We start from the raw sequence: 11,545 nt of genomic DNA, 5'->3' as shown, positions 1-11,545 counted from the left end.
AGCTCTTGTCAGTGCCGTATGACAAGGTCTGTCGCACGAACAAGGAACGGCACAAGGAGTTCGGGATGACGGGGGCCTGGGACAAGGCGCGTGTAGTGGAGCTGGCACGACGGCTGAGGGGAGCGGAGACCGGCGGCTGGAGAGGGTCGGCGCTGCGGGCAGTGGTGGAAGGCCTCGGCTGGCAGTGGCAGGAGGGCGCCGCGGGACCGCGGCTGGTCACGGGTACGCAGCCGGACACGTCCCCGCGCTGGACGCCCCGGCTCCGCCCGGTGGACCGCTTCGAGAAGGACTACGTGCACGACGGCGAGGAGTACGTCGGGCTGTATGTGCCCGTCGCCCTGCCGGAGGGCGGCGCCGCGGGGAAGGCCGCGGCCTTCCGGACGGTTGCCGAGGTGCTGACGCAAGAGTTCGGCCCCGCCCACATCATGGGTGCCTACGGCGACCCCGGTCCGTTCTACGACTCCGCCCCGCTGTGGGGCAGCCCGTTCCTCCGCTGGCGTGAACGGGAGAACACGCTGGAGCTGCACGCCGGCGAGCACGGCCCCGAACTGCTGCTCCAGCCGACCGATCCGGTGGAGAACTGGCTCTGGCGGCAGGGGCACGGCGAGCACTACGCCCTCGGCGGGTTCTTCGGCAGCAACCGTGACCCCGCCAACGCGGGCCTGGGCTACCCCGGCCGCTGGCGCACCGACGACTGGGACGTCTTCTCCCACACCCTCGGCGACTTCCTCGACACTCTCCCCGCCGAGACCCACGCTCTCGGCATCGAGCTGGACTTCGGCTTCCACGCTCTGGTGCCCGGCACCTATGGCCCGATCCTGTTCAGCCTCCTCTGCGGCGAACAACTGGAGATCATCTACGACCCGGAGCGACTCGGAGAGGGCGTCACCGATCCGAGCTCTTTTGGCTGGATCCCGCAGGCCACCCGCCCGGCCGCCCTGGACCACTGGCACGAGGCCCCCTACCACTCGGGGGACTTCGGCATCGGCGAGGTGGACGGCCGCCGACTGGCCCGCATGATGGTCGACACCTTGCGTGACCTGGGCGTCTCCTCCCCGAAGGACCTCAGCCTGACCGATCACGCGCAGCAGGTGGGGGACTACCACATCTACTACTACGGCCTCACCTTGCAGGAGAACCCCTAGCCGTTTTCGTTCGGATCACGGAGCCCGGCTACATCGCGATGCCGCGGCACGGGTGAGGCTGGTTTTGCACCGCTCGTCGTCTTCATCTCCCTCGACGGCGTCGTGGAGGTGCCCGGGCGGCGAGCGTCGAACCGGGGCGAGACCACGAATCTGCGCTCACTCGACGCCGCCGCCCTGAAGGAGACCGAGGGCAGCCCGATCATCGTGCACGGCATTCGACGGCGCCCCGCCCGTCGCCTGACGACCCTGGATGCCCGCGCCGGCGCGCCCCGATGCCCTGCCGGGCAGCAAGGGCTGTGGCAGTTGGGCCCGTCTGCTGGGCCGGCGGCGCGTCAGCACGGCATTTGGACCAGGCGGATATCGCCATGAAAGCCTGCACCGTATGCATGTTTTGGACATCCTCGTACCCTTCGCCCGGACCGGCCGCATTGGCGCGGTCCGCGTAGGCGCCCAGCTCAGGGACGTCACCAGGGAGTTGGGACCCCCGTGGGCGGAAGGCTCCTCGACCGGAGCCGACGGGCTGCCTTATCTGTACGCGTACGGATGCCTGGAGATCGCCACCTGCCACGCCCACTGCCAGGTGATCGAGTCGATCGTCGTCCAGACGGACCAGGCCACGATGCAATGGCCGTCGCGGGAGCCGGGCCGGGCGGAGTCGTTTCCCGGATATCCCACGCACAGGGAAGTCGTGCGGGCGCTGAGCGAGACCGGCTGTTCCTGGGACGACTACGCGCCGCTGACTTGCGATGACCAGTGCGCGATCCGTGTCCCCGCCTCGGGTGCCATCTTCGTCTTCACTACCGAGGACGTGGAAGAGCCCACGCTCTGCAACGCGTCGGTGGCCGACCACCGCCCCCGCTCCTGCGGCTAGTGCTGTGACCGGGAACTTTCACCGGGGTGGGGTTGCGGTGGTGGATGATGCTGCGGGCCGCTTGCAGGACTGCTCCGAAATCGTTGGACACCCTTCGGGTTGGTCGGTGAGCATCCGCAGGTGACAGATGGGGCCGATCATCAGAGACCGCTCACGCGGAGCCCGAAATGTGTGCGTTTTGTTGAGCTGTCCGGGAGGACGATGGCCGCTTTGCTCGATGGAGACCTGTCCGGGGCCAGCAGGATGGCCGGGGTTTTGCTGACCGAGTACTTCGTGACCGACAGAGCACGGTGGCTGTGGCAGTTCCGGCTCGACCAGATGACCGCCGATCCCGGCCGTGCGCGATGGATGGTGCGGCAAGCGGTCGTCGGCGAAAAGGGGCTCGTCGTCGGACATGCCGGGTTCCACGGACCGCCTGATGAGGTCGGCATGGTCGAGATCGGCTACTCCATCGCTCCCGACTTCCGTCGCCAGGGATATGCCCGATCCGCGCTGATCGAGTTGCTTCGCCGGACAGCAGCCGAAACCTCTGTCACGACCGTGCGGGCGACGATCAGCCCCGACAACGTGGCATCCCTGGCCACGATCTCGGGCTTCGGCTTCGTTGAGGTTGGAGAGCAGTGGGATGAGGAGGAGGGTCTCGAGCTCGTCTTCGAGGTCCCTGCCCGCCGGGTTCTACCTGCTTGATGGGAAGGTTCGCGGCAGAACGCTGAGCTGCGACCGCGGAGTCGGCGCGGTGGTCAGGCCGCAGCGGCAAGTGCGCGTCCGCCCCAGCGGATGCCTTTCTCGATGCAGATGCGGATGCGGGCGCGTTCGCGGCGTTGAGCGGCCAGGACGTCGGGGTAGTGGGCATTCGCGTTGCGCCACCGCAGGTAGTGGTGCAGGGCCCGGGATTGCACGGTGTGGTTGGGGTGCTCGGAGTTGGCGATGGTGAACTGCCGCAGCCGGCCGAAGTGCGCCTCGATCGGGTTGGCCCAGGAGGCGTTGGTCGGGGTGAAGCACAGCTCGACCTTGCTCTTCTTCGCCCTCTGCTGGATCTTGGCTCCCTGGTGGGCGGAGAGGTTGTCGAGGACCACATAGATCGGGGCACCGTCCAGGCGGGCTGCCCGGATCGACTTCAGCGCCGCCAGGGTGTTTGCCGTGCCTTTGCGGCGGCGGTTGACGCCCCACAGGGTGTCGTCGCTGATCGAGTAACAGCCGTGGAAGTAGGTGACGCCACGGGTGCGGCGGTAGGTCGCCGGCAGCCGGTCGGGACGGCCCTGCAGGACCCGCCGGTGGGACAGATGCCCCCAGCGGGCCGAACTCGTCGAAGGCGAAGGCGAAGGCGCGGTCGGGGAAGTGCTCGATGACGTACTCGATCCGATCCAGCTTGGCATCGCGGTCGGGGTCGGTGGACTCCTTCCAGGTCTTGGTGCGCTGGAAGGTGATCCCGCGGCGGGCGAGCAGGCACCGCAGGGCTTCGCGGCCGATGCGGATCACCCGGCTGTGGCCGCGACGCAGGTAGGCGGCGAGTTTGCGGATGGACCAGCGAGCGATCACCGACACGCGGTTCCCGCCGGCGGAGGCCAGGATCATCATCGCGCGGCGGTACCGCACCGTGCTGGTGCTGCCCCGGCGGACGATCTGCTGCAGCCACTGTCCCTCTTGGCCGGTGAGTCTGCGGACCTTGACCGGCGCTGCCACCGCGCCTCCATGCGTCCGAGCGGATGTGTCGTCACATCCAACCGGCCAGTGGTACCCGGCGCGAACACCAACCCGGCGAACCTTCCCGATCACAGTACGAGGGACCGTCCGGCGAGTCAGGCGGAGGTAGAGATGTACGGCAGTAAGCAGTAACGGTCACGGTGCCATGAGCGACGTATGCCCTCTTGTGTGGGGTGGTGTCGTTCATGGCTGGTTGACATGGAGTGCGCTCTAACGCCTAGCTTCCTGGGCAGATGGTTCAGAGCTCAGGAGGCAACACCATGAACAACGTCCCCACCCGCCACCTCGGTGAACTGGCGGTCTCCGCGCAGGGTCTGGGGTGCATGGGCATGAGCCACGGCTACGGTGCGACGGACGACGCGCAGTCGATCGCGACGCTGCAGCATGCCCTCGACCTCGGGGTGACCTTCTGGGACACCTCCGACTACTACGGCGCCGGGCACAACGAGGAGCTCATCGGACGGGCCGTCGCCGGGCGCCGCGACGAGGTGGTGCTGGCCACGAAGTTCGGCTTCGCGAACCGTCTCGGCGAGCCCACCCGTGTCCGCGGCGACGCCGCCTACGTGCGACAGGCCTGCGAGGCGTCGCTGCGCCGGCTCGGGGTCGACCACATCGACCTCTACTACCAGCACCGGGTCGATCCGCAGGTGCCCATCGAGGAGACCGTCGGCGCCATGGCCGAGCTGGTGCGGGCCGGAAAGGTCCGCCACCTCGGCCTGTCCGAGGCCGGCACACACACCATCCGGCGGGCCCACGCGGTGCATCCGATCGCCGCGCTGCAGAGCGAGTGGTCGCTGTGGACGCGCGACCTGGAGGCGGAGATCGCCCCGGTCTGCCGCGAACTCGGCATCGGCCTGGTCCCGTTCTCCCCGCTCGGGCGCGGCTTCCTGACCGGCCGCTACAACTCGGTCGAGGGTCTGGACGAGGCGGACATGCGGCGCTCCCAGCCGCGTTTCGCCGACGGCAACCTCGAACGGAACCTGGCGATCGTCGCCAAGCTGAACGAGCTGGCCGCGGAGAAGGGCGTCACCGCCGGGCAGCTCGCGCTGGCCTGGGTGCAGCACCGGGGCGAGGACGTGGTGCCGATCCCCGGCACCCGGCGACAGCGCTACCTGGAGGAGAACCTCGCAGCCCTCGCCATCGAGCTGACCCCCGAAGACCTCGCCGCCATCGAGGCCGCCGCCCCGCCCGAGCGGATCGCGGGCACCCGCTACGACGCGACCAGCCTCACCTTCGTCAACAACTGAGCCCGCCGCGGCTGCCGAAAAGCAGAATATCTGCGTGGCGCATTAATTGCGCCACGCAGAGAGGCCATGCCGGGCGCTTCTCGAGGCGACGCGCTGCGTAAGTGGACCGCTGAGGCTCCACGGGGGAGCCTGTAGACATGCGGTGGCTCTTCCGCTCATCCCCTCGACCAGGAACGGGCACCCACAGCAGGGGACTGTTCACGCTGGGGCAATGCCTGCCCTTCGTGCTCACCCTGATCGTGATCGCCATCGAGTTCTCACCCGCGCACTTCCTGTACACCGGCCCTCTGCTGACCGCGACGCCGGCGCTGGCCGCGGTCACGATGGGCCCCAGGGGCACCGTCGCCGCGGCGGCCGTCGCCACGGTCGTCAGCGTGTGCACGGCGACGTACAACCAGGCGTGGGGCAGCCAGCAGGTCTACACCAATTTCCTCGCTCTCTTCCTGGTGTCCGCGGCGAGCATCACGACGAGCAGCGCCGTACGTACGCGCAGGCGACACGAGCTCGACCAGGTCCGCCGCATCGCCGCCGCGGCGCAGGAGGTCATCCTCCGGCCCGTACCCGACCGGCTGGGCCCGCTCCGGGCGGCCAGCATGTACCTCGCGGCCGAGAAGGGCGCACAGATCGGCGGCGACCTGTACGAAGCCGTGCAGACCCGGTACGGGGTCCGGCTGCTCGTGGGGGACGTCCGGGGCAAGGGGCTGCCCGCCGTGCGCGCGGCCGCGGCCGTGCTGGGCGCTTTCCGGGAGGCCGCGCACTACGAACACGACCTCGCCGAGGTCATGGACCACTGCATGGCCTCGCTGAGGCGGGAAAGCGCCGTACCGGGCGCCTTCGCCGAGGAATCTCTGGTCGAGGGCTTCGTCACCGCGCTCGTGGCCCAGGTGCCGGACGGACCCGTCGTCGACGTGGTCAACCGCGGCCACCCGCCTCCGCTGGTGCTGCACCGGGGCGAGGCCCGGATGCTTACGCCCGCCTCCCCGCAGCCACCGCTGGGGCTCGAGGACGTCGTCATCGGGCTCTCCGAGACGGAGACCTTCCCGTTCACCCCCGGCGACCGCCTCCTGCTGTACACCGACGGCGTGATCGAAGCCCGTAACCGCGACAGCGACTTTTTCCCTGTGGCTGAAGCCATGGAAGCGGTCCACCCGGACCCCACCCCGCAGGAGTTCCTCGACCATCTGCACCAGGGGCTGCTCCGGCACACCGGGGGCAGCCTGGCGGACGACGTGGCGATGCTTCTCGTCGAAAGGGTCGAAAGGAGCAAGGACATCGGCCATCACATCGAGGCAGTCGCCGACTGAAACTCGGACGGCGATGTCGCGAATCCGTGACCGGCTCCGTCCCAGCAGTGAACGCGACCACAATGGGCGGGTCGCACCAGCACCGAGGAGAATCACGATGGCCAAGTACTTGCTGCTCAAGCACTACCGCGGCGCCCCGGCTCCGGTCAACGACGTGCCTATGGACCAGTGGACTCCGGAAGAGATCTCGGCGCACGTGCAGTACATGAACGACTTCGCGGCCCGGCTCGAGAAGTCCGGCGAGTTCGTCGACGGTCAGGCGCTCGCTCCCGAGGGGGCGTGGGTCCGCTACGACGGTGAGGGACGCCCGCCGGTCACCGACGGCCCGTTCGCCGAGACGAAAGACCTCATCGCCGGCTGGATGATCATCGACGTCGACAGCTACGAGCGCGCCGTCGAACTGGCCGGGGAACTGTCCGCCGCGCCGGGGGCCGGCGGCAAGCCGATCCACGAGTGGCTGGAGGTGCGCCCGTTCCTGACCGCGCCGCCCACCATCACGGAATGACGTCACCGATGGACGAGGCCCTGCTCCGCAGCCTCACTCCGAGCGTGATCGCCGCCCTCGGCCGCCGCGGAGCCGACTTCGCGGCGGCCGAGGACGCCGTGCAGGACGCCCTGGTCGAAGCGGTCCGCGTCTGGCCGGCCGAACCGCCGCGGGATGCGAAGGGCTGGCTGATCACCGTCGCCTGGCGCCGGTTCCTCGACGCGACCCGCGCGGACGCCGCCCGCCGCCGGCGTGAGGACCGGGCCGAAGAGGAGCCGGCACCCGGGCCCGCGCCCGCGGAGGACGACACGCTCCAGCTCTACTTCCTGTGCGCCCACCCGTCCCTGACGCCGTCGTCCGCCGTCGCGCTCACCCTGCGCGCCGTCGGCGGGCTGACCACCCGCCAGATCGCCCAGGCCTACCTGGTGCCCGAGGCGACCATGGCGATGGGGGTCCCCCCATGCCGTTCAGGCTATGGGGGAGCATCAGCCGGGCCAAACGCATCGTGGCCGAGCACGGTTCGACCGGCCCGGCGATGTCGCCACCGTGCTGCGTGTCCTGTACCTGGTCTTCAACGAGGGCTACTCCGGCGACGTCGACCTCGCCGCCGAGGCCATCCGCCTCACCCGGCAGCTCGCGGCCCAGGTCGACCACTCCGAGGTGGCGGGGCTGCTCGCCCTCATGCTCCTCCACCACGCCCGGCGCGCCGCCCGGACTGCGCCCGACGGCAGCCTGGTGCCGCTCGCCGAGCAGGACCGCGGCCGGTGGGACACCGAGTCGATCGCCGAGGGCGTCAAGTTCCTGCAGGCGGCCCTCGCCCTCGCCCGCGACCGGCTGGGCGAGTACCAGGCCCAGGCCGCCATCGCCGCCCTCCATGCCGACGCTCCCACCGCCGAGGAGACCGACTGGGTGCAGATCGTCGAGTGGTACGACGAGCTCACGCGCCTGACCGACAGCCCCGTCGTCCGGCTCAACCGCGCGGTCGCCGTCGGCGAGGCCCACGGACCGCGCGCCGGCCTGGCGGCGCTCGCGGCGCTGGACGACTCGCTGCCCCGCCACACCGCCGTCGCGGCCTACCTCCACGAGCGCAACGGCGACCTGGCGACGGCGGCACGGCTGTACGCCGAGGCGGCCCCCAAGGCACCCGACCTCGCCGAACGCGACCACCTGATCCGCCAGGCCGCCCGGCTCAACGCCCGCCGACGCCGCTGACGGATCGCGCTCGGGCTTTCCCGCGGCACTGGGCGCGGCTCAGCGGGTGGACGCGGTGGTCGCTCTCGTCCAGCACCACGTCACCGAAGGGCGCCGAGACGGTGAGTGCCCCGCGCGGGCCCGCGGCGCCGGGTCCCCCGGGCAGGCGCACGGCGCGGAACCAGCCACTGCCGCCACATCCCGGCCACTGCCCTGACATGGTGTTTTACAGTGGCTTCCGTCAGATCTGGCGACAGGACCTGTGAGGTATTCGCGAACATGTCGACTGAAACCTTTGAGTTTCAGGTAGAGGCCCGTCAGCTGCTGCAGCTGATGATCCACTCGGTCTACTCGAACAAAGACGTCTTCTTGCGGGAGCTTGTCTCCAATGCCTCCGACGCGCTGGACAAGCTGCGCCTCGAGAAGCTCTGGGACGACTCGCTCGACGCCGACGTGTCCGACCTGCACATCGAAATCGACATCGACGGAGACGCCCGCACCCTCACCGTGCAGGACAACGGCATCGGCATGTCGTACGACGAGGTCGGGCGGCTCATCGGCACGATCGCCAACTCGGGCACCGCCAAGTTCCTCCAGGAGCTTCAGGAGGCCAAGGACGCGGCCGGAGCCGAAGGACTCATCGGCCAGTTCGGCGTCGGGTTCTACGCCGGCTTCATGGTGGCGGACGAAGTCACCCTGATGACCCGGCGCGCCGGCGAGAGCCGGGGCACCCGCTGGACCTCGCGCGGCGAGGGCACGTACACCCTGGAGACGGTCGACGACGCGCCGCAGGGCACCTCGGTCACGCTTCACCTCAAGCCGGCCGACCCGGAGAACCAGCTCCACGACTACACCTCCCCGTGGAAGATCAGGGAGATCATCAAGCGGTACTCGGACTTCATCACCTGGCCCATCCGGATGGTGCCCGAGGACTCGGCCACAGCCGACGAGAGCGACGAGGCACCCGAACCCGAGACGCTCAACTCCATGAAGGCGCTGTGGGCTCGCCCGCGCGGCGAGGTGACCGACGACGAGTACCACGAGCTGTACAAGCACATCGGCCACGACTGGCGCGACCCGCTGGAGACGATCCGGCTCCAGGCGGAAGGCACCTTCGAGTACCAGGCCCTGCTGTTCCTCCCCGCCCACGCACCCCACGACCTGTTCGCGCGGGACTCCAAGCGCGGCGTGCAGCTCTACGTCAAGCGCGTGTTCATCATGGACGACTGCGAAGCGCTGCTGCCGCCGTACCTCCGCTTCGTCAAGGGCGTCGTCGACGCGGCCGACCTCTCGCTCAACGTGTCGCGCGAAATCCTCCAGCAGGACCGTCACATCGAGATGATGCGGCGACGGCTGACGAAGAAGGTCCTGTCCACGGTCAAGGAGATGATGACCAAGGACCAGGACCGCTACGCCACGTTCTGGCGGGAGTTCGGCACCGTCCTGAAGGAGGGACTGGTCACCGACTCGGAGAACCGCGACGTCCTCCTCTCCGTCGCGTCGTTCGCGAGCACGCACCACGACACCGAGCCGACCACGCTCAAGCAGTACGTGGAACGGATGAAGGACGGGCAGGACGACATCTACTACCTGACCGGCGAGTCCCGGCAGAGCATCGAGAACTCCCCGCACATGGAGGCGTTCCGGGACCGGGGCATCGAGGTGCTGCTGCTCACCGATCCCGTCGACGAGGTGTGGGCCGACGCCGTCGGCGAGTACGAGGGCAAGAAGCTGCGGTCCGTCGCCAAGGGCCGGATCGACCTCGACGGCGAGGACGAGGGCACCTCCGACGGCGAGCGGGAGAAGCAGACCGAGGAGTACGCCGGACTGCTCGGCTGGATGAAGGAGCAGCTGGACGGGGACATCAAGGAGGTGCGCCTGTCCTCCCGCCTCACCGTCTCTCCCGCCTGCGTCGTCTCCGATGCGCACGACCTGACCCCGGCTCTGGAGAACATGTACCGTGCGATGGGCCAGGAGGTGCCCCGCGCCAAGCGGATCCTGGAGATCAACCCGGACCACCGGCTGGTGAAGGGCCTCAACCAGGCGTACAACGAGCGCGAGGACCGCACGGCGCTCGCCGAGACCGCCGAGCTCCTGCACGGCCTGGCGGTGCTCGCCGAGGGCGGTCAGCCGAAGGAACCGGCCCGGTTCGTCAAGCTGATGGCGGAGCGTCTGGAACGCGCGCTGTAACACTGTAACCCGGATCCGCCAGGTGTAGGCGGCCTGCCCCAAAGGTGGGGGTCAGGCCGCCTACGCTCCAGTACCACGACGGCTACCTGCGGAATTCTCTCTCAGTGGCTCTGCTGAAGAACTCGCGGACGTCGCTGACGAGCAGGTCCGCGGCTTCCATCGCGAGGAAGTGGCCACCGCGGTCGAGTTCGGTCCATCGCACGACATTGTGGTCGCGTTCGGCCCAGCGGCGGATGGTCACGTCGTGGGTGGAGACCAGTACGGCGGTGGGTACCGTCCCGCGCAGGTCGGCCGCCCAGTCGTCCCGGCCGCTGCCCCAGTCGTCCCGGCCACTGCCCCGGCCGGGGTCTTGCGTGCTCTCGGCATCGGAGTGGGTGCTCCAGTCGGCGGCCGCAGCCTCGCTCCAGGCGTTCGCGGAGATCTCCTCGTAGTAGATCTGGGCGGCTGATGCAGCGGTGCCGGTCAGCCAGTACAACGAGACCTCGGTCAGGATGCGGTCCCGGTCGATGCTGTCCTCGGGCAGAGCGTCTTCCGGGTCGGTGAGCTCCTTGAACTTCTCCACCATCCAGGCCAGCTGGCCGACAGGGGAGTCGGTGAGAGCGTAGGCCACCGTCTGCGGCCGTTTGGAGTTGCACTGCAGGTAGCCGTCGTTGAAGTTCTGCATGGCCTGCCAGCGTCGTTGTTCGACTGCGGTGAAGTCGTCCATCTCGCCGTCCGCGCCGACCGGGAACGTGATCATCGCATTGACGTGGATGCCGATGACGTGATCGGGGGCTCGCCTGCCCATCTCGGGGGCGACCCATGACCCGGTGTCGTAGCCCTGGACACCGTAGCGCGCGTAGCCGAGGCGGGACATCAGCCGGGTGAGCGCCCCGGCCATCGTTGCCGCGCCCATACCCGGCCCGGCCAGCGGGGTGGAGAACGCGAACCCCGGCAGCGAGGGGACGACCAGATGGAAGGCGTCGGCCGGATCACCGCCGTGCGCGCGGGGATCGGACAAGGGGCCGATGACATCCAGGAAATCCACCACCGAGCCCGGCCAGCCGTGCAGCAGCATCAGCGGCGTGGCGTCGGGCTCGGGGGAGCGGACGTGCAGGAAGTGGATGTTCTGCCCATCGACGGCGGTCATGTACTGCGGGTGCTCGTTGAGCTCCGCCTCGTGCGCGCGCCAGTCGTAGGCGGTGCGCCAGTACTCGGCCAGGTCCTTCAGATACGCCACCGGAACGCCGCGGCTCCAGCCGACCCCGGGCAGCTCGTCCGGCCAGCGGGTGGCGACCAGGCGGGAGTGGAGATCGTCGAGGTGGGACTGCGGGATGTCGATACGGAAGGGGCGGATATCGGGTGTCGCGTTCGTCATGGTGGCGAAGCTAGTGCCGGCTGAGGTCAGTTTCCGTCCTAAGCTTCCGGCA

The 11,545-nt window shown here is 69.1% G+C and carries 9 protein-coding genes and 2 pseudogenes; 9 read left to right on the top strand and 2 right to left on the bottom strand.

Features of this window, described 5'->3' with window-relative positions:
• Positions 1-65: 65 nt before the first annotated feature.
• The 4 genes and pseudogenes from FGW37_RS00835 to FGW37_RS00820 all read left to right on the top strand — a co-directional run bounded on the left by FGW37_RS00835 (position 66) and on the right by FGW37_RS00820 (position 2,703).
• Positions 66-1,145: a hypothetical protein gene (locus FGW37_RS00835; protein WP_179079261.1), complete on the top strand. Its 1,080-nt coding sequence runs from the start codon at positions 66-68 to the stop codon at positions 1,143-1,145.
• A gap of 126 nt (positions 1,146-1,271) precedes the next feature.
• Positions 1,272-1,358 (top strand): annotated as a pseudogene (locus FGW37_RS00830) (dihydrofolate reductase family protein); the annotation flags it as partial.
• 169 nt (positions 1,359-1,527) lie between these two features.
• Complete coding sequence (locus FGW37_RS00825) at positions 1,528-2,016, top strand: hypothetical protein (RefSeq protein ID WP_179079260.1); 489 nt, start codon at positions 1,528-1,530, stop codon at positions 2,014-2,016.
• 201 nt (positions 2,017-2,217) lie between these two features.
• Positions 2,218-2,703, top strand: a complete 486-nt coding sequence (locus tag FGW37_RS00820; protein WP_179079259.1) for a GNAT family N-acetyltransferase — start codon at positions 2,218-2,220, stop codon at positions 2,701-2,703.
• Between the two features lie 53 nt (positions 2,704-2,756).
• Here FGW37_RS00820 and FGW37_RS00815 read toward each other — a convergent pair whose 3' ends face one another.
• Positions 2,757-3,392 carry a transposase gene (locus FGW37_RS00815; protein WP_425506470.1) on the bottom strand — a complete coding sequence of 212 codons (636 nt, stop codon included), beginning with the start codon at positions 3,390-3,392 and terminating at the stop codon, positions 2,757-2,759.
• A 588-nt stretch (positions 3,393-3,980) separates the two neighbouring features.
• Here FGW37_RS00815 and FGW37_RS00810 point away from each other — a divergent pair.
• From FGW37_RS00810 to htpG, 5 genes and pseudogenes are all read left to right on the top strand, one after another.
• Positions 3,981-4,967 (top strand): aldo/keto reductase, encoded by a 987-nt coding sequence (locus FGW37_RS00810; RefSeq protein ID WP_179079258.1) that lies wholly within the window; start codon positions 3,981-3,983, stop codon positions 4,965-4,967.
• Between the two features lie 224 nt (positions 4,968-5,191).
• A complete protein-coding gene (locus FGW37_RS00805) occupies positions 5,192-6,271 on the top strand; it encodes a PP2C family protein-serine/threonine phosphatase (protein WP_343066961.1) in 1,080 nt (359 codons plus the stop codon).
• 97 nt (positions 6,272-6,368) lie between these two features.
• Positions 6,369-6,776: a YciI family protein gene (locus FGW37_RS00800; RefSeq protein ID WP_179079256.1), complete on the top strand. Its 408-nt coding sequence runs from the start codon at positions 6,369-6,371 to the stop codon at positions 6,774-6,776.
• Between the two features lie 8 nt (positions 6,777-6,784).
• Positions 6,785-7,967, top strand: a pseudogene (locus tag FGW37_RS00795) (RNA polymerase sigma factor).
• Positions 7,968-8,225: 258 nt separating this feature from the next.
• Entirely contained in the window at positions 8,226-10,136 is a 1,911-nt protein-coding gene (htpG, locus tag FGW37_RS00790; RefSeq protein WP_179079255.1) for a molecular chaperone HtpG, read from the top strand.
• 82 nt (positions 10,137-10,218) lie between these two features.
• On the opposite strand, the gene FGW37_RS00785 is transcribed toward htpG, so the two are convergent.
• Positions 10,219-11,493, bottom strand: coding sequence for an epoxide hydrolase family protein (locus FGW37_RS00785; protein ID WP_179079254.1), 1,275 nt, complete (start codon positions 11,491-11,493; stop codon positions 10,219-10,221).
• Positions 11,494-11,545: the final 52 nt, after the last annotated feature.

Source organism: Streptomyces rectiverticillatus (assembly GCF_013394065.1).
In the GTDB taxonomy this organism is placed as follows: domain Bacteria; phylum Actinomycetota; class Actinomycetes; order Streptomycetales; family Streptomycetaceae; genus Streptomyces; species Streptomyces rectiverticillatus.
Note: the sequence above shows the minus strand (reverse complement) of the source record. Positions and strands in the feature narration are given on the sequence as shown.

Bases quoted from the DNA above. Each gene is read 5' to 3' on its own strand.
- FGW37_RS00835 (WP_179079261.1), top strand. From the start codon at position 66: ATGACGGGGGCCTGGGACAAGGCGCGTGTAGTGGAGCTGGCACGACGG.
- FGW37_RS00825 (WP_179079260.1), top strand. From the start codon at position 1,528: ATGCATGTTTTGGACATCCTCGTACCCTTCGCCCGGACCGGCCGCATT.
- FGW37_RS00820 (WP_179079259.1), top strand. From the start codon at position 2,218: ATGGCCGCTTTGCTCGATGGAGACCTGTCCGGGGCCAGCAGGATGGCC.
- FGW37_RS00815 (WP_425506470.1), bottom strand. From the start codon at position 3,392: ATGCCAAGCTGGATCGGATCGAGTACGTCATCGAGCACTTCCCCGACC.
- FGW37_RS00810 (WP_179079258.1), top strand. From the start codon at position 3,981: ATGAACAACGTCCCCACCCGCCACCTCGGTGAACTGGCGGTCTCCGCG.
- FGW37_RS00800 (WP_179079256.1), top strand. From the start codon at position 6,369: ATGGCCAAGTACTTGCTGCTCAAGCACTACCGCGGCGCCCCGGCTCCG.
- htpG (WP_179079255.1), top strand. From the start codon at position 8,226: ATGTCGACTGAAACCTTTGAGTTTCAGGTAGAGGCCCGTCAGCTGCTG.
- FGW37_RS00785 (WP_179079254.1), bottom strand. From the start codon at position 11,493: ATGACGAACGCGACACCCGATATCCGCCCCTTCCGTATCGACATCCCG.